The sequence below is a fragment of the Streptomyces sp. NPDC057565 genome (assembly GCF_042801455.1).
In the GTDB taxonomy this organism is placed as follows: Bacteria; Actinomycetota; Actinomycetes; order Streptomycetales; family Streptomycetaceae; genus Streptomyces; species Streptomyces yanii.
The window spans coordinates 1-17,765 of record NZ_JBHVFU010000074.1; the positions used below are offsets into that span (position 1 = coordinate 1).

General features: G+C 71.1%; 14 protein-coding genes. 9 read left to right on the top strand and 5 right to left on the bottom strand.

Translation table 11 applies throughout. The annotated features are described in order from the left end of the window. Window positions 1-409 precede the first annotated feature (409 nt). Together ACFU8W_RS46365 and ACFU8W_RS46370 are read left to right on the top strand one after the other, a co-directional pair. Window positions 410-2,389 (top strand): Xaa-Pro dipeptidyl-peptidase, encoded by a 1,980-nt coding sequence (locus tag ACFU8W_RS46365; RefSeq protein ID WP_384051601.1) that lies wholly within the window; start codon window positions 410-412, stop codon window positions 2,387-2,389. Next, complete coding sequence (locus ACFU8W_RS46370; RefSeq protein ID WP_384051604.1) at window positions 2,386-3,675, top strand: M14 family metallocarboxypeptidase; 1,290 nt, start codon at window positions 2,386-2,388, stop codon at window positions 3,673-3,675. The genes ACFU8W_RS46365 and ACFU8W_RS46370 overlap by 4 nt, the downstream gene beginning before the upstream one ends. A gap of 166 nt (window positions 3,676-3,841) precedes the next feature. Here ACFU8W_RS46370 and ACFU8W_RS46375 read toward each other — a convergent pair whose 3' ends face one another. Then, window positions 3,842-4,804, bottom strand: coding sequence for an FAD-dependent oxidoreductase (locus tag ACFU8W_RS46375; RefSeq protein WP_384051607.1), 963 nt, complete (start codon window positions 4,802-4,804; stop codon window positions 3,842-3,844). Window positions 4,805-4,870: 66 nt separating this feature from the next. On the opposite strand from ACFU8W_RS46375, the gene ACFU8W_RS46380 reads away from it, so the two are divergent. The 3 genes from ACFU8W_RS46380 (at window position 4,871) to ACFU8W_RS46390 (ending at window position 8,241) form a co-directional block, all read left to right on the top strand. Continuing rightward, the gene (locus tag ACFU8W_RS46380; protein WP_384051610.1) at window positions 4,871-5,923 is read left to right on the top strand and encodes an oxidoreductase; all 1,053 of its coding nucleotides are present in this window, start codon (window positions 4,871-4,873) and stop codon (window positions 5,921-5,923) included. A gap of 94 nt (window positions 5,924-6,017) precedes the next feature. Beyond that, a complete protein-coding gene (locus ACFU8W_RS46385) occupies window positions 6,018-6,557 on the top strand; it encodes a TrmH family RNA methyltransferase (protein ID WP_384051613.1) in 540 nt (179 codons plus the stop codon). A gap of 46 nt (window positions 6,558-6,603) precedes the next feature. Next, window positions 6,604-8,241, top strand: coding sequence for an ABC-F family ATP-binding cassette domain-containing protein (locus ACFU8W_RS46390; protein ID WP_384051616.1), 1,638 nt, complete (start codon window positions 6,604-6,606; stop codon window positions 8,239-8,241). A 3-nt stretch (window positions 8,242-8,244) separates the two neighbouring features. On the opposite strand, the gene ACFU8W_RS46395 is transcribed toward ACFU8W_RS46390, so the two are convergent. After that, window positions 8,245-8,814: a helix-turn-helix domain-containing protein gene (locus ACFU8W_RS46395; RefSeq protein WP_345516344.1), complete on the bottom strand. Its 570-nt coding sequence runs from the start codon at window positions 8,812-8,814 to the stop codon at window positions 8,245-8,247. A gap of 216 nt (window positions 8,815-9,030) precedes the next feature. On the opposite strand from ACFU8W_RS46395, the gene ACFU8W_RS46400 reads away from it, so the two are divergent. Beyond that, the gene (locus tag ACFU8W_RS46400; RefSeq protein WP_384051620.1) at window positions 9,031-10,512 is read left to right on the top strand and encodes an MFS transporter; all 1,482 of its coding nucleotides are present in this window, start codon (window positions 9,031-9,033) and stop codon (window positions 10,510-10,512) included. Window positions 10,513-10,868: 356 nt separating this feature from the next. Here the strand turns inward: ACFU8W_RS46400 and ACFU8W_RS46405 are convergent, their stop codons facing one another. Further along, window positions 10,869-13,259 carry a Tex family protein gene (locus ACFU8W_RS46405; protein ID WP_384051623.1) on the bottom strand — a complete coding sequence of 797 codons (2,391 nt, stop codon included), beginning with the start codon at window positions 13,257-13,259 and terminating at the stop codon, window positions 10,869-10,871. 136 nt (window positions 13,260-13,395) lie between these two features. Then, the gene (locus tag ACFU8W_RS46410) at window positions 13,396-14,256 is read right to left on the bottom strand and encodes a hypothetical protein (RefSeq protein WP_384051627.1); all 861 of its coding nucleotides are present in this window, start codon (window positions 14,254-14,256) and stop codon (window positions 13,396-13,398) included. Window positions 14,257-14,390: 134 nt separating this feature from the next. Here ACFU8W_RS46410 and ACFU8W_RS46415 point away from each other — a divergent pair, with 134 nt between their 5' ends. Beyond that, on the top strand, window positions 14,391-15,371 hold the full coding sequence (locus tag ACFU8W_RS46415; protein WP_384051630.1) for a GlxA family transcriptional regulator: 981 nt from the start codon (window positions 14,391-14,393) through the stop codon (window positions 15,369-15,371). 10 nt (window positions 15,372-15,381) lie between these two features. After that, the gene (locus ACFU8W_RS46420; RefSeq protein WP_345516349.1) at window positions 15,382-16,017 is read left to right on the top strand and encodes a DJ-1/PfpI family protein; all 636 of its coding nucleotides are present in this window, start codon (window positions 15,382-15,384) and stop codon (window positions 16,015-16,017) included. 133 nt (window positions 16,018-16,150) lie between these two features. Here ACFU8W_RS46420 and ACFU8W_RS46425 read toward each other — a convergent pair whose 3' ends face one another. Further along, window positions 16,151-16,915, bottom strand: coding sequence for an enoyl-CoA hydratase/isomerase family protein (locus ACFU8W_RS46425; protein WP_384051634.1), 765 nt, complete (start codon window positions 16,913-16,915; stop codon window positions 16,151-16,153). A gap of 383 nt (window positions 16,916-17,298) precedes the next feature. Between ACFU8W_RS46425 and ACFU8W_RS46430 the strand changes: the two genes are divergently transcribed. Then, complete coding sequence (locus tag ACFU8W_RS46430) at window positions 17,299-17,754, top strand: ATP-binding protein (RefSeq protein ID WP_384051638.1); 456 nt, start codon at window positions 17,299-17,301, stop codon at window positions 17,752-17,754. Window positions 17,755-17,765 lie beyond the last annotated feature (11 nt).

Consider the following 17,765-nt stretch of genomic DNA (forward strand, 5'->3'; position numbering starts at 1 on the left):
AGCAGAAACAACCTGCCCACCCACGGCCACCGACCGAAACCAGCTCACAAATCGATCAAGAGATCATCTTCAGAGCACGTCGGTGGATCGAGGCTTAGACGGCCCCGTGGAACTGGTTGTCCGGGCCCGGGTCTCCCGGCTTCACCGTCCAGAATGCGTCGTCCGCCGGATGGAGGGCGTACGTGTGGTCCGCCAGTTCCTGCGCCGTTCCCTCGCAAGTCTTCGGGGCGGATGATCTTTCCGACCGGTCTTTTCGAACCTATTCGGCGTCCCCTGCTCTGGTCGTGTCCATGGCCACAGCTGTCACACGATCGCCATTCGGCCGACATGGCACCTTGATTGCCCATCCGTCACATCAGCCTGTGATCGCCCCCTGTTGCACAGGAGTTGACCGGGGTACCTTCCGCAGATGCCGATACGTGCGCGGAGCACCCGTTTGACGTACAGATCGCTGGTGGTGGCGGCCTCGGCCGCCCTGATGACCGTCCTGCTCTCACCGGCAGGTGCACAGGGCGCGAGCCCGCGGGAGAGCAGAGCCGTCTACTCGTACGGGAACGCCGTCCGTGAGTCCGTCTGGGTGGACACCGGACTGGACGGCGACGGAAACGGAAAGAGCGACCGCGTCGCCGTCGACATCGTCCGGCCGCGCGAACCCGCGCAACAGGGCCGGAAGATACCCGTGATCATGGACGCCAGCCCGTACTACTCGTGCTGCGGGCGGGGCAACGAGAGCCAGTTGAAGACCTACGACACCAACGGCGACCCCGTCCAGTTCCCGCTCTACTACGACAACTACTTCGTGCCGCGCGGCTATGCCTTCGTCGCCGTGGATCTGGCCGGTACCAATCGCTCCGACGGCTGCGTCGACGTCGGCGGCCGCTCCGACATCCAGTCCGCGACGGCCGTCATCGACTGGCTGAACGGCCGGGCCCGCGGCTACACCACCCGCACCGGCACCGAACGCACCACGGCACGCTGGTCCAACGGCCGTACCGGCATGATCGGCAAGAGCTACGACGGCACCATAGCCAACGGTGTGGCGGCGACCGGAGTCGACGGGCTGCGGACCATCGTCCCGATCGGTTCCATCTCCTCCTGGTACGACTACTACTTCGCCCAGGGCGCCCCCCTCTACGACGGTGGCCCCGAATGGCTCTCCGACTATGTCGAGAGCCCCGAGGCGCGGGCGCGCTGCGCAGCCGTGCAGCAGAAACTCGTCGACGAGGCGCCCCGTACCGGCGACTGGACGGAGCTCTGGAGCGAGCGCGACTACGTGAAGGACGCCCGCAAGGTGAAGGCCAGCGTCTTTGCCGTGCACGGGATGCAGGACCTCAACGTCCGCACCAAGCACCTCGGTCAGTGGTGGGACGCCCTTGCCGCCCAAGGTGTGGAGCGCAAGATCTGGCTCTCCCAGACCGGTCATGTCGACCCGTTCGACTACCGGCGCGCCGAGTGGGTCGACACGCTGCACCGCTGGTTCGACCACTACCTCCTCGGTTACGACAACGGCATCGACCACGCACCGATGGCCGACATCGAACGCCACCCCGACCAATGGTCCACCGACAAGGTCTGGCCGCCACGCACCACCGCCGCCACCACCGTGCGCCCCGGCACCGGCACCGCATCCGGCGTCGGCACCCTCACCCGGAGGACCGCCCGGCCCGGCGCCACCGAGACGTTCACCGACGACCCGAAGCAGAGCGAGACGGACTGGGCCGCCGACCTGGACCGGTCCACGGATGCCAAGGCCGGGTTCCTCACCGCGCCGCTCGCCCACGACCTGCGGCTCTCCGGCTCGTCGAAGGTGACCGTCACCGCGACCCCGACCACCTCGACCGCCCATCTCTCGGCCGTCCTCGTCGATGTCGGCCCCGACACCATCCGGGACTACGGCGCATCCGGCGAAGGCATCAGAACCCTCGCCGATCGCACCTGCTGGGGTGCGAGCACGGCCGGCGACAGCTCCTGCTTCAAGGAGACGGCGGCCAGGACCGCCGCCGTCGACCGGACCGTCTTCAGCCGCGGCTGGGCCGACCTCGGTACGTACGCCTCCGCAGGCAAGGGCCGCCCGCTCACCCCGGGCAGGCGCTACACGATCACGGTCGATCTGGCCGCGAGCGATCACGTGGTGCCGGCCGGACACCGCCTCGCCCTGATCGTCGCGGGCACCGACCGGGACCTCATCGACCCGCCGGCCTCCACCCCCACGCTCACCCTCGATCTGGCGCGCACGTCCGCGAAGCTGCCGTTCGTCGGCGGCGCCGCAGCGTTCGTACGCGCCACCGCGAGCCCCGCGCGCGCGGTAGCCACCCCCCACGCATCCCGTCCCGAAGGCGTGGCACCGCCACGTCCCGCACTCCGTATCCCGGGAGGCAGCCGCTCATGACACTCCGTATCCCGCTCGCCCGCAACCTCGCCATCGCCGTCGCCGCGACGGCGCTGGCCGTCCCCTTGGCCGCCGCGCCGGCCGAGGCCGCGCACACCCCGCCCCGTACCGGCTTCGAAACCAGCAACGGGGCCCACTGGACCGGCCAGCCCGAGGAGCAGTCCTTCCTCGCCGCCGTCGACCAGGGCAGCGACCGGGTCTCCGTCGACCGGATCGGCACCACGAAGCAGGGCCGCCCGCTCCAACTCGTCCGCATCGGCAACCAGCGCGCGGCCACCACGGTCCTGCTGATCTGCAGTCAGCACGGCAACGAGCCGTCCGGCCGCGAGGCGTGTCTGACCACTGTCCGCGATCTCGCGTACGCAGGCGACCGGGCGACCCGCACCTTCCTCTCGCACACCAATGTCCTCGTAGTGCCCACCGCCAACCCCGACGGGCGCGCCGCGAACACCCGGGGCAACTCCGACGGCGTCGACATCAACCGCGACCACATCGCCCTGCAGACCGCCGAGGCGCGCGCCATGGCAGCGGTCATCCGCGACCGGAAGCCCGAGGTGATCTACGACCTGCACGAGTACGGTGCCACCCCGCCGTACTACGACAAGGACCTGTTCGTCCTCTGGCCCCGCAACCTCAACGCCACCGACCGGGTGCACAACGAATCGCAGACCCTGGCGGAACAGTACGTGCGGCCCACCGCCAAGGACGCCGGCTACAGCAGCGGTCTCTACGGGATCTGGACCGACCCGGTCACCGGAGACCCGATCAAGCAGACGGCGGGTGACGGACAGGAGCGCATCCTGCGCAACACCTCGGGCATCAAGCACGCGGTCGGCCTGCTCATCGAGTCCCGCGTCGATGCGCTCACCGCGGCCGAGAAGGCCGACCCGGCCCTCAACAGCCGACGCCGCGTCGACTCGCAACTCGTCGCGCTCGACGGTCTGTTCCGCTTCACCGACGAACGACGCGGGCCCATCGGCGCCGCCACCGCCGCGTCCCGTGCGGCCGGGTACTCCGACCGCGGTCCCGTCTACCTCGGGGGCGCGGACAACGAACCGGCCGAACCCGTCAAGATCCTCCAGGACCCGCCGTGCGGCTACCGCCTGAGCGCCGCGCAGTTCGCCGACGTCAAGGACGAACTCGCCCTGCACGGCGTCACCTCCCGGCCCGACGGTGACGGAGCGTACGTATCGTTGCGGCAGTCGGCCCGGAAGCTGATCCCGCTCCTCCTGGACGAGCGGGCGACATATCACCTCACAAACGGTCAGCCCGATACGGCTTGTTGATCACGTGAACCATGTGATGCGTGTGGCGCTGCCGACGGAGAGCGGAACTCGGCTTCCGTGAAAGGTGCCACTCGTGTCGCAGGACGAACAGAGGGCGGGCGGCCGGGGATCTGCCGGTAACGGCGGATCTGCCCGGCCGCCCGCGCCCTCCGCCCCGCGGCCCGGTTCAGGAGAGGAGATCGGCCGCCGCCCGCGCGCAGCCCAGGGCCACCGTCACCCCCGCACCCCCATGCCCGTAGTTGTGCACCAACCGCCCGCCGTCCGGCAGCGGTTCGACCCCGATCCGCACACCGGCGTCACGCGCGGGACGCAGACCCACCCGGTGCCCGATGACCCGCGCCGCCGCGATCTCCGGCCGGATCCGGGCACACCGGGCCACGATCTCCTCGGCGGTACGGGGGTCGGGCACCGTGCTCCAGTTGTCCACCTCGGCCGTGCCGCCGAGAACCAGCCTCCCGGGCTGCGGGAAGAAGTACGTCGTCGCGTCCGACTCGGGGTCCGCCTCGGTGAACCACTCCTCGATCCCCGGGTTCTCCACCAGCACCAGCTGGCCGCGCACCGGGCGCACCCCGGCATCGGGGACCAGCTCGCGCGCCGCGAGACCGGTGCAGTTGACCACCGTCGCCGCCTCCGCGGCGGCTTCGTCGAACGAGGCGACCGTGCGCCGCTCGACAGTGCCGCCGGCCGCCGCCAACTGCCGCTCCAGCCAGCGAAGATGGACCGGCATGTCGATCAGCGGCAGCCGGACCCGCAGCCCCTCCGCGACCTCCGTCACGTCCTTCAGCTGCCCTGTCCACGACCCGAGAGCGGCGAGCCGCTCGCCCCCGTGCAGGCCGGGGATCAGCCGCACCCCCGTCTCGTCCGGGCGCCCGGCCAGCTCCTCGTATCTCCGGAGCGAGGTCAGCGACCAGTCGCCGACCGACTCCTCCGGTTCGATCCGGTACGGCCACCACAACGCCCCCGCCACTGCCGACGTCGTCGCCGCGGCCGGCTCCCGGGACCAGACCCGCACCCGGTGGCCGCGCTCGGCCAGCACCAGGGCCGTGGTCAGCCCGGTGATCCCGCCCCCCACCACGATCACGTCCGGCACGCCCGCCCGCCCCGTCATCCCTGCCCGTGTGTCGCTCATGGCCGGACGCTAACGGAATCCGCGCTGCCGCGCGCACAACGGGTCCGCGTTGGGAATACTCGGAACATGTCTGCCGAGTACGCGACTTTCGGCCTTGCGCCGGCGATGCGAGCCGGTGGAGTCCTGGCTGGTGGTGACCACCAGGTGCACCGGGACTTCATGGACTTCGTCATCGACGGCCGTCCGCTGCTGTTCCATCTCTCCGACCTCGACGCCGTCTCCCCGCTCGCCTCCGACGTACCGCCCGCGATCTTCACCACCCACGTGCGGCGCCTGCTCCTCGAAGCGGACGCCCCGCTGCCCGACGGACGGTATGTGATCTACGGGTGTCCGGAGTGCGAGAGCCTCGCATGCGGGGCGGTCACCGCCGTCATCGAACGCGACGGCACCGACATCGTCTGGCGCGACTTCGCCTGGCAGACATACGAGACCGTCGACCTGGAACAGGGCGGCTACCACGGGATAGGGCCGTTCCGCTTCGACGGAGACCAGTACCGGCAGGAACTGGAACGCCTTCTCACGTCCGAGGCGGCGGAGGGCCCGGAACCGGACCCGGACGCGCCCGCCGAGCAGCGCGTGCTGCTCATCGGCGCTCGCGTCGCCGTACTCGCCAAGCTCGCCGCCGCGCTCCGCACCATCGGGATCGGCGCCGACATCACCGCGGACGCCGCCCAGGTGCCGGCCGAGGAACTCCGCGGCTACCACGCCGTGGCCTTCGGCCGGGCGATCACCGAGGACGAACGCGCAGCCGTGCGTCACGCGTTCACCCGGGCCGCCGCGGACGTCGCCTACGTGGACGGCCTGGCCCCGGTGATCCCGGTGCTGGTCGCCCAGATCCAGCACGCCCTGGACCGCAGCGCACCGGCCCGGCGCCGCCTCGTCCGGCTGACGGCGGCGGACGGCACGGCCGAGGTCGACGTCACCTCGGCCTGCCGGGTCAGCCTGGTCGCCTACCGCCTCGACCGGCTGTACCGCACCCACGTGCAGGAGGTCTTCGACGGCGTACTGGAGCCGGGGCAGCACCGAATTCCGCTGGACACACGGGCCGTCAAGGGACAATCCTTCGTCGTGGCACGCACCACCGGGAGCGTGCTGGTGGCACCCATGGTCCACCACTGAGCACGGAGTCGATGGCCCCGGCGAGCCGCCAATCGCCGCACACGATGCCTCGAACGCACCACCAGTCGTCCAGGAGGTCCGCCTCCGTGCCGCGATGAGCGGCGACCGGGGCGGGCCCGCCCCCGCGATCCGCACCCGCACCCGCGCGGAACTGCGCCGCACCCGGCGCCCCCGCGCCCACTCCTGCTGGGACCATCTCTACGCAGCACCGCTCTGGCCGCTGCACGGCGCCAATCTCGGCACCCTCGCCCGCACCTGCGACGCGGTCGGCGCCTGCCTCACCGTGCCCCGCTTCCCCTGGGTCCCCGAGGCCCTCGCCCGCGGCAACACCCTCCGTGAACCTCTCTGCACCCACTGGACCGGCGACCCCCTCGGCTGGTTGCGGAAACAGCGCGAACGCGGCCTGCGGATCGTCGGCGTCGAGCTGGCCGACGAAGCGATTCGTCTCGCCGACCTGCCGGCAGCCCGCCAACCGACCGTGGTCGTTCTCGGCCATGAACAGCACGGCATCCCGCCCGAGGCGCTGGATCTCCTCGACACGTGCGTGGAGATACCGATGATCGGCACAGGCGCGAGCCTGAACGTCGCCGTGGCGGGCTCCCTCGCCCTTTACAAACTGGCCGGGCTGCTCTGACAACCGTCGAGAGCGAAGCCGTCCGCCGATTAGGATCGACACCCTGATGACTGCCACTCTCGTCGCCAAGGACCTCGCCGCCGGACACGGCGACCGCACACTCTTCGCCGGACTCGACCTCGTCGTCGCCCCCGGTGACGTGATCGGTCTCGTCGGAGTCAACGGAGCCGGAAAATCGTCCCTCCTCCGGCTGCTCGCCGGGCTCGACCGACCGGAGGAGGGCGAGCTGCGGCTCTCCCCGCCCACCGCCACCGTCGGCCACCTCCCGCAGGAGCCGGAGCGCCGCCAGGACGAGACCGTGCGGGACTTCCTCGCCCGCCGGACCGGCGTCGCCGACGCCCAGACGGCGATGGACGCCGCCACCCAGGCCCTCGTCGACGGGGCACCGGGGGCGGAGGACGCGTACTCCGAAACGCTCGAACGCTGGCTGGCCCTCGGCGGCGCCGACCTCGACGAGCGCGCAGAGGAGGTCGCCGCCGACCTCGGTCTGACCGTCGGCCTCGACCTGCCGATGACCGCGCTCTCCGGGGGCCAGGCCGCCCGCGCCGGACTCGCCTCGCTGCTTCTGTCGCGGTACGACGTCTTCCTCCTCGACGAGCCCACCAACGATCTGGACCTGGACGGACTGGAGCGACTTGAGCGGTACGTCTCCGGGCTGCGCGCCGGCACCGTCGTCATCAGCCACGACCGCGAGTTCCTGATGCGCACGGTCACCAAGGTCCTCGAACTCGATCTCGCCCAGCAGCAGATCAACCTCTACGGCGGTGGGTACGCGGCCTATCTGGAGGAGCGCGACCGGGCCCGTAGGCACGCCCGTGAGGAGTTCGAGGAGTACGCCGACAAGCGCTCCGCCCTCGAAGGCCGCGCCCAGATGCAGCGCAGCTGGATGGACAAAGGCGTCAAGAACGCCCGCCGCAAGGCCACCGACTCCGACAAGATCGGACGCAAGTTCCGCAGCGAAGCGAGCGAGAAGCAGGCCGCGAAGGCCCGGCAGACGCAGCGCATGATCGAACGGCTCGATGTCGTCGAGGAGCCGCGCAAGGAGTGGGAGCTGCGGATGGAGATCGCCACGGCCCCGCGCTCCGGATCGGTCGTCGCCACGCTCCGCGACGCGCAGGTCGTGCGCGGCGACTTCGCGTTCGGGCCGGCGTCGCTGCAGATCGACTGGGCGGACCGGGTGGCGATCACCGGCGCCAACGGAGCCGGCAAGTCCACTCTCCTCGCGGCGCTGCTCGGCCGCCTGCCGCTGGACTCGGGCCATGCGACGCTCGGCTCGGGCGTGGTGGTGGGCGAGGTGGACCAGGCCCGGAAACTGTTCCACGGCTCGGAGACCTTGCTCGAAGCGTTCTGCGTAGCCGTCCCCGAGACCGAACCCGCCGAGGTCCGCACGCTGCTCGCCAAGTTCGGGCTGCGCGCGGACCATGTCATGCGTCCCGCCACGACCCTCTCCCCGGGCGAACGGACCCGGGCGGCCCTCGCCCTTCTCCAGGGCAAGGGCGTGAACCTGCTGGTCCTGGACGAGCCGACGAACCACCTCGACCTGCCCGCGATCGAGCAGCTGGAGTCGGCGCTCGACTCGTACACAGGGACGTTGCTGCTGGTCACGCACGACCGACGGATGCTCGACGTCGTCCGCACGACGCGCATGCTGCGGGTGGACGGGGGCAGGGTCACCGAGAGCTGAGGGTCAGCGGGTGCGTACGCCGTCCAGGGCGATCTCCAGGACGCGGTCGCGCTGTTCGGTCGTGGGGTACGACGCCCCGGTGACGCCCGCGACCATGCGGATCAGGTCGTCGAAGGACATGTCGGGCCGGACCTCGCCGGCTTCCTGGGCGCGCGTGAACAGCGGGCCGCCCGCCTCGTACATCGAGGTGCGGCAGGAGACGAACACATCGGACTCGCCGTCCATCGCCTCGCGAATCGCCCGCTTGGTGACCATGTACTCGACGAAGCGGCGCAGCCAGACGGTCAGTGCCTGCCACGGCGGCTCGTCCGCGACCTCGTCGGCGACCTTGCACAGGGCGTCGACCTCGTCCGCGTAGACGACCTCGAAGAGCTGGAGGCGGGTCGGGAAATTGCGGTACAGCGTGCCGATGCCGACGCCCGCGCGGCGCGCGATGTCCTCCAGGGAGGCGTCGGCGCCCTGGGCGGCGAAGGCCTCACGGGCGGCCTTCAGCAGCGCGTCGTAGTTGCGCCGGGCGTCGGCTCGGCGCGGGCGCCGGGCCTCGACGATCTCGCTCACCGGGGTGTGCGCCACCTTGTGTCTCCCTGACTTGAACCGGAGGTGTGCCTCCGCTAATCTGGAGGCGCTCCTCCACTTTACCAGTGGAGCGGCTTCCGGCGTCGGCTGTGCCCGACGGCTCCCATCCTTCCGGACGCGGCAGCGAGGCCGCGCCCCGCGTCCGTGCCCCCAGGGCACCCCGCACTCCCCACCAGTGCAGACGGCCGGTTTCCGCCGTCCCGCAGAACCGGCATGCCCGCATGCCCGAGAGAGAAGCCGACTTTGTCCGCTCCATCCCGACCGCGTTCCTCGAACCGGGTCACCTTCGCCGTCCTCGCGACCGGTGCGGGTGTGTTCTCCCTCCTCCAGTCTCTGATCGCACCGGCCCTGCCCACCGTCCAGCACGCCATGCACACCTCGCAGGCGACGGTGACCTGGGTGATGACGGCCTATCTCCTCTCCGCCTCGATCTTCACCCCGATCCTCGGTCGCGTCGGCGACCTGATCGGCAAGAAGCGCACGCTCGTCGCCGCACTCGTCGCGGTACTCGTCGGCTGTCTGCTCGCCGCGCTCGCGCCCAACATCGGCACCCTGATCGTCGCGCGGGTCGTGCAGGGCATCGGCGGCGCCCTCTTCCCGCTGTCCTTCGGCATCATCCGGGACGAGTTCGACGCCTCCCGGGTCGGCGCCAGCATCAGCAACCTGTCCGCGGTCATCGCCGCGGGCGGCGGCCTCGGTATCGTCCTCGCCGGGCCCATCGTCGCCACGCTCGACTACCGCTGGCTGTTCTGGCTTCCGGTGATCGTGGTCGCGCTGACCGCCGCCATCGCCCTCCGGTACGTGCCCGAGTCGCCGCGGCGCGCCGAGGGTCGCGTCAACTGGAGCGGTGCGATCCTGCTCTCCGGCTGGCTGGTCGCGCTGCTGCTGCCGCTGAGCCAGGCAAGCTCGTGGGGCTGGGGCTCGGCCCGGGTCCTCGGCCTGTTCGGGGTCGCCGTCGTGCTGTTCGCCGCATGGCTGGTCGCCGAGGCGCGGGCCGAACACCCGCTGATCGATCTGCGCATCATGCGGCTGTACCCGGTGTGGACGACCAATGCGACCGCACTGCTCTTCGGGGCGGGCATGTACGCGGTGTGGTCATTCCTGCCAGGCTTCGCACAGACCCCGTCGGCCGCCGGGTACGGATTCGGCTCCAGTGTCACCGGGGCCGGACTGCTGATGCTGCCCATGCTGGTCGCGATGTTCGCCTCCGGTGTGCTCAGTGGCCGCCTCGCTCCCGTGGTCGGCGCGAAGAGCCTGCTCGTCACCGGCGCGGCTCTCGGTGCGGTCTCCTGCGGACTGCTCACCGTCTGGCACGGACAGGTCTGGCAGGTCTCCGTGGCCGCCGGGGTGTTCGGCCTCGGCATCGGATTGGCGTTCGCCTCCATGGCCACCCTCATCGTGCACAGCGTCCCGGCCGAGCAGACCGGCGCTGCGACCGGCATGAACGCCAACATTCGCACCATCGGCGGCTCCATCGGCGCCGCGGTCACCGGCATCCTGGTCACCGGCCGGCTCCAGCCGACCGGTCTCCCGTACGAGTCCGGCTACACCCACGGCTTCGCCCTGCTCACCCTTCTCTGCCTCGCCGCGGCCCTCGTGGCCCTGCTGATCCCGGCCCGCCGTGCGTCGCTCCAGCTCCGCGCGACCGGGGCAGGGGCGGACCGGAAGGAGACGGCGGGGGTGGCCGGAGGCTAGGGCGTGTGTCGGAGGTCCCGCCTGCCCCGCGACGCCCGGCACGCACACTCGCTGCGTTGTCGGGCTCGCCCACGTACGTCCAGTACGAGGACGACCCTCCGCCTTGCGATCGCACGCACCGGACGCCGCCGGGCCCACCCTTCGGGCGGACGGCGGGACTTCCGACACACGCCCCAGTGCCCACCCGTACGACGGGCGGGAACTGCGCAGCTCAGTTGGGGCCAGCACGGTGCACCGGCTGGTCGGCGTGCTCGGCGGGCGCCCGGCTCCGGGCCCGGCCGGTTCCCTCGGCGCATTCCGGGTGGGCCCGCCGGGGGCCGGTCGGGTCTCGTCACCCGGCCCGGCCCCCGGCCTGGTCAGCGCTTGCCGCGGCGGTCCCTGGGACTGCCGCCGTCCGCCAGGCCCGCGCGGCGCAGGGCGTCGGCCATCGCGCTGTTCGTGGGGGCCGGGGCCGCCGCCTGGCGGGCGCCGCCTCCGCCGTCTCGGCGTTCGCGGGGGGCGCGCTGCTGGGGAGGGCGTGCGCCCTGGGCGCGCTCACGGCGCCGGCCCTGGCCGCCGCCGGAAGCCTGTGGTGCCGCCTCGTCGTCCAACCGCAGCGTCAGTGAGATCCGCTTCCGCGGGATGTCGACGTCCATCACCTTCACCTTCACGATGTCGCCCGGCTTCACCACATCACGCGGATCCTTCACGAACGTCTTCGACATCGCCGACACATGCACCAGACCGTCCTGGTGCACACCCACGTCCACGAACGCCCCGAACGCGGCGACGTTCGTGACGACCCCCTCCAGCACCATCCCGGGGGCCAGATCGCCGATCTTCTCGACGCCCTCCTTGAAGGTGGCCGTCTTGAACGCGGGCCGCGGGTCGCGACCCGGCTTCTCCAGCTCCTTCAGGATGTCCGTGACCGTCGGCAGACCGAACTTCTCGTCCACGAAGTCGTCGGCGCGCAGCGACCGCAGCACGCTCGAGTTGCCGACCAGCGCAGCGACCTCGCCGCTCACCGCCTTCGCCATCCGCCGCACCACCGGGTACGCCTCCGGGTGCACGCTCGACGCGTCGAGCGGGTCGTCGCCCCGGATCCGGAGGAAGCCCGCGCACTGCTCGTACGCCTTCGGGCCCAGCCGCGCCACATCCTTCAGCGCCTTCCGGGACCGGAAGGGTCCGTTCGCGTCCCGGTGCGCGACGATGTTCTCGGCGAGGCCGGAGCCGATGCCCGATACCCGCGAAAGCAACGGGGCGGACGCGGTGTTGACGTCGACGCCGACACCGTTCACACAGTCCTCGACGACCGCGTCCAGCGAGCGCGACAGCTTCACTTCGGACAGGTCGTGCTGGTACTGGCCGACGCCGATCGACTTCGGGTCGATCTTCACGAGCTCGGCCAGCGGGTCCTGCAGACGCCGCGCGATCGACACCGCGCCGCGCAACGACACGTCCATGTCGGGGAGTTCCTGCGAGGCGAAGGCGGAGGCCGAGTAGACCGAGGCGCCCGCCTCGGACACCATCACCTTGGTGAGCTTCAGCTCCGGGTTCCGCTCGCACAGTTCACCCGCGAGCTTGTCCGTCTCGCGGGACGCCGTGCCGTTGCCGATCGCGATCAGATCGACGGAGTGCTCCTTCGCCAGCCGCTCCAGCTTGGCCAGGGACTCGTCCCACTTGTTCGCCGGGACGTGCGGGTAGATGACGTCCGTCGCGACGACCTTGCCGGTCGCGTCGACGACGGCGACCTTCACCCCGGTACGGAAACCGGGGTCGAGCCCCAGCGTGGCGCGCGTGCCGGCCGGCGCGGCGAGCAGCAGGTCGCGCAGGTTCGAGGCGAAGACCCGTACCGCCTCGTCCTCCGCCGCCGTCCGCAGCCGCAGCCGCAGATCGATCCCGAGGTGGACGAGGATCCGGGTCCGCCACGCCCACCGCACCGTGTCGCCGAGCCACTTGTCGCCGGGGCGGCCCCGGTCGTCCACGCCGAAGCGCCGGGCGACCATGTTCTCGTACGTCGAAGGGCCCGGCTCGTCCGACGGCTCCTCCGGCTCCAGGACCAGGTCGAGCACGTCCTCCTTCTCGCCCCGGAGCATCGCGAGCACCCGGTGCGAGGGCAGCGCGGTGAACGGCTCGGCGAAGTCGAAGTAGTCGGCGAACTTCGCGCCGGCCTCTTCCTTGCCGTCCCGCACCTTCGCCGCCAGCCGCCCGCGCGACCACATGCGCTCTCGCAGCTCGCCGATCAGGTCCGCATCCTCCGAGAAACGCTCGGTCAGGATCGCCCGGGCGCCCTCCAGCGCCGCCGCCGCGTCCGCGACGCCCTTGTCGGCGTCCACGAAGGCCGCCGCGGCGGCGAGCGGGTCGACCGACGGGTCGCCGAGCAGACCCTCGGCCAGCGGTTCGAGCCCCGCCTCCCGGGCGATCTGCGCCTTCGTCCGCCGCTTCGGCTTGAACGGCAGATAGATGTCCTCCAGACGGGCCTTGGTGTCGGCCGCCCGGATCTGCGCCTCCAGAGCCTCGTCCAGCTTGCCCTGCTCCCGTACGGACTCGAGGATCGCCGAACGTCGATCCTCCAGCTCCCGCAGATAGCGCAACCGCTCCTCGAGTGTGCGCAGCTGCGCGTCGTCGAGCATCTCGGTCGCTTCCTTGCGGTAGCGCGCGATGAACGGCACGGTCGACCCGCCGTCGAGCAGCTCGACGGCCGCCTTCACCTGCCGCTCGCGTACGCCGAGCTCCTCGGCGATCCTGCCTTCGATGGACGTCGTCACGGTTTCTACCGACTCGCCTTCTCGTACTGGCTGTGCTTACCGGGGCCAGGGCACGCCGTGGTCCCTTCGCCAGCATTGTGCCGGGTGGTCGGGCGCCGTGTCGCCCGGCCACCCCGTTTGTCGACCGGTCGGCGGCTCAGCCCTTGCCGACCAGATCGGCCGGGAACGCACCCGCGGAAGCCGCCGTGATGAGGAATCCGCGCGCCAGCTCGGTGAGCCGTTCCACGCCTTCCGCTCCCAGATGCTCGTACGGTGCCAGGTCCATCCGGTCCGTGGTGTCCTCCAGCTCCGCCCGCAGTGCGACGCCCGCCTCCGTCAACTCGCCCTCGCCGTCGAGAAGTCCGCGCCCGCGCAGCCGTTCGGCCGCTTCCTCCCAGTCCGTGCGGCGCCAGCCGCGGGTGGCGAGCACCCAGCGCGGGGACATCCCCTTTCCGGTCGCGGTGTGGCTGACCAGGGCCTCGACCGGGTCGAGGCCGGCGGCGACGAGCGCGGCGAGATGGCCGTCACCGCGGTGTTCGCGCAGCAGCGTCCCGGCGTGCCAATACGCCAGATGCGGCTGCTCCGGCACCGGCAGATCGGCGTGGGCGGCGTACAGCGGCCGGGCGTGTCGCGTGCACGCCTCGGCGGCGCGCAGCGCCAGCCCCGCGGCCTCGGCCAGCTCGGGCGAGTCGATGATCTCCGGGCCGAGCAGCCGGCGCAGCGTCGTGTCCACGGCCCGCAGCCGGGCGTCCAGGACCGCCTGCGGCGAGGCGACGGACCACACCGCGGGGAGGTGCCGGGCGACGAGTTCGTGGTTGAAGTTGTAGAAGGTGGCGGTGACCGTGCCGGGTCCGACGGCGCCGAGCGCCGCTCCGCGTGAGGCGAAGTAGGCGGCGTTCGAGTCGTCGATGCCGAGCTCTGCGAGCTCCTTGCCGAGGTCGGGGGAGAAGTAGACCGTCGAGTGCAGGGGGTTGATGGCGTTGTGGCAGCGGCGTCCGGCGCGCGGCAGAGTACTCATGCCCGCACGTTACCGACTGGTTGGTACGCCCCGTAACCCCGGGGCCCGGCCCAATTCCGACCGGTACCGCTATGGCAGGAAAGGTGGGTTCTTCGTCATTGCGGCCATCTTCGCGGCTGCCCAGGATGGCGGACATGACGCAGCGATCCGTACTCGTCGTCCTCTTCGACGGCGTTCAGAGTCTCGACGTGACCGGGCCCATGGAGGTCTTCGCCGGCGCCTCCCGCTTCCCGGACGTCACGTACGGCCTCCGAACCGCCTCCCTCGACGGGGCGCCGGTCCGCACGAGCGTCGGCCTCACCCTCGTTCCGGACGGCAGCCTCGCCGACGCCGAACCGCCCCACACCCTTCTCGTTCCTGGCGGCCAGGGCACCCGTCACCCCGATCCGGCACTCGTCGACTGGCTGCGCACCCAAGCCCCGCATGCCGAACGACTGGTCTCGGTCTGCACGGGAGCGCTGCTCCTCGCCGCCGCCGGCCTCCTGGACGGGCACCGGGTGACCACCCACTGGGTGGTCGCCGAGCATCTCGCCCGCTCCTACCCGGATGTCGAGGTCGACCCGGACCCGATCTTCGTTCGCGACGGGAAGCTGGCCACCTCCGCCGGTGTCACCGCGGGCATCGATCTCTCCCTCGCCCTCGTCGAGGAGGACTTCGGCCGGCAGGTGGCCCTCACCGTCGCCCGCCACCTCGTGGTCTTTCTGCGCAGACCCGGGAACCAGGCCCAGTTCAGCGCCCAGCTCACCGCACAGACCGCACGCCGCGAGCCGCTGCGCGAGGTCCAGCACTGGATCACCGAACACCCCGACGACGACCTCTCCGTCGACGCGCTCGCCGCCCGGGCCCGCCTCTCGCCCCGCCACTTCGCCCGCGCCTTCCAGACCGAGACGGGGATGACCCCCGGCCGGTACGTCGAACGTGTCCGGATCGAACACGCCAGACGGCTGTTGGAGGACACCACCGACGGGGTCGCCGGGATCGCGCGCACCTGCGGGTACGGCACCCCGGAGGCGATGCGCCGTGCCTTCGTCAAGGCCCTCGGCACCGCCCCCGCCGAATACCGGCGCCGCTTCCGTCCCCAGTCCATGACCAGCACGACCAGCAATGTCAACTGAAAGGACCACCATGCAGATCGCCATCGTCCTCTTCGACCGCTTCACGGCCCTCGACGCCGTCGGCCCCTACGAAATCCTCTCCCGGGCCCCCGGCGCCGAGACTGTCTTCGTCGCCGAGCGGACCGGTCCCGTGCGCAACGACAGCGGCAGCCTCGCGCTCGTCGCCGATCGGACCCTCGCCGACGTACCCGCCCCGGATGTGGTGATCGTCCCCGGCGGCCCCGGCCAGAGCGCCCAGATGGAGAACGAGACGCTGCTCGGCTGGCTGCGCGCCGCGGATGCGACCAGCACCTGGACGACCTCCGTCTGCACCGGCTCGCTGCTGCTCGCCGCGGCCGGTCTGCTGAAGGGGCGGCGCGCCACCTCGCACTGGCTCGCCCTGGACCTCATCAAGACCTTCGGAGCCGAGCCGACCGGCGAACGTGTCGTCATCGAGGGCAAGTACGTGACGGCCGCCGGTGTCTCGTCCGGCATCGACATGGGGCTCACCCTGCTCGGCCGGATCGCCGGCGACGAGCACGCCCAGGCCGTACAGCTGCTGACGGAGTACGACCCCCGGCCGCCGTACGACGCGGGGTCACCGGAGAAGGCTCCGGCCGCGCTCGTCGAGGAATTCCGCGCCAAGAGCCGCTTCATCCTCCGATAGGGGATGGCCGCAAAGTACCGCCGGGGACGACTGCGAAGGACCGTCGGCCGCCCGGAGGGAGTGGTCCGCCGCGGGCCGGGCGAGACTTTGCCGACACGCCCTGCCGGGATGTCCGGCGGATCATGGCCGGCGCTCAGGTCGTCCAGGTGAAGCGCGGCGCCCGCCGCTCCAGGAAGGCGGCGACACCCTCCGCTGTGTCGCCGCTGCGGCGCGCCTGCTCCACCCAGTACGCGTCCCGGTCCTCCCGCCCCGTGGCGAACTCCTTCGCCGCCGCCTGTGTCAGCTGTGAGCGCGATGCCAGGATCCGTACGTACGCCTCCACCCGCTTGTCCAGCTCACCGGCCGGCAGCACCTCGTCCACCAGTCCGGTGCGCAGCGCCCGTTCCGTGCCGATCAACTCTCCGGAGAACAGCAGATGCTTGGCCGTGGCCGGTCCTATCAGCGAGACCAGCCGCCGGGTCGACGACGCGGCGTAGACGATCCCGAGCTTGGCCGGGGTGACGCCGAAGGACGCGCCCTCCTCGGCGAACCGCAGATCGCAGGCGGCCGCCAGCTGGCTGCCGCCGCCCACGCAGTAGCCGCGCACCGCGGCGAGCGTCGGCCGGGGGAAGGTGGCCAGGGCCTCCTCGGCCGCCACCGCCAGAGCCTGCGGATCGTACGCCGGGTCGCTCGCCCGGTCCCGCAGTGAGGAGATGTCCGCGCCCGCACAGAAGGTGTCTCCTGCGCCGGTCAGAACCAGGACGCGCACGGCGGGGTCGGCGGCCATCCGCTTCAGCAGTGCGGGCAGAGCCTGCCACATGGCGGCCGTCATGGCGTTGCGCTTGGCCGGGTTGCTGATCACGACGGTGGCGATGCCGTCCGCGACGGTGAGCTGCAGCTGCGGTTCCGTACGGTCCATGCGCCGGATGCTATCCGCACTGTTCGAACCTGTGATCAAGAAGGGGTCGCGAAGTCACGCACCGTGAGGAGCTGTCAGATGGACGGTTCCGGACTCCAGGGCGGGAAACCGAGGGGCCCGTCTGTACCGGGGCGCGACCGGGGTCCGTGGCCTCCGCGTCGTCTCGCTGCTGGTCTCGGACCGGATGGCGACCGAGGCACTGCCGGACAAGCCTCCAGAAGAAGATCAGAACCAGTCCGAGAACTGACGCCGTCATACTCATTCGAAAAAATTCTGTCGATAGAGGTCGACTTCTGCTCAGTAGCACAGTCCGGACCGACTACTCCCCGCACTCTGTACTTCGACGTGCAGTGACTGTCGAGTCGAGAGCGGGTGCGGGAACTATGGAGAGCCGCGGGAGTGTCCCCGCCAGGCCCGTGCCGTACGAGGGAGTCTGGCGGTTCACCGCGCCGGCCGTCGACGTCTCCGTACCGCAGGCCCGGCACGCCGTACGCGATCTGCTGAACCGCCAGGGCGTGCCCATGGACGAGGGCATCAGCCAGGGCCTGCTGCTCATCGTCTCCGAGCTGGTCACCAACGCCGTGAAGCACGCCGCTCTGCTCTCCCCGGAGCTCGCGGTCGAGGTGGCCGTCGGTGCCGAATGGGTCAGAGTCTCCGTCGAGGACAACCACCCCTACCGGCCCACGGCGCTGGAGACGGACTACGCGCAGACGGGCGGGCGCGGGCTGCTGTTGGTCCGGGAGATCACGAACGAGGCAGGCGGCACCTGCGATGTGGAGCACACCGCCGGCGGCGGAAAGATCATCTGGGCGGCACTGCCGCTGACCCCGCTCCTCTGACCCCCCGCCCG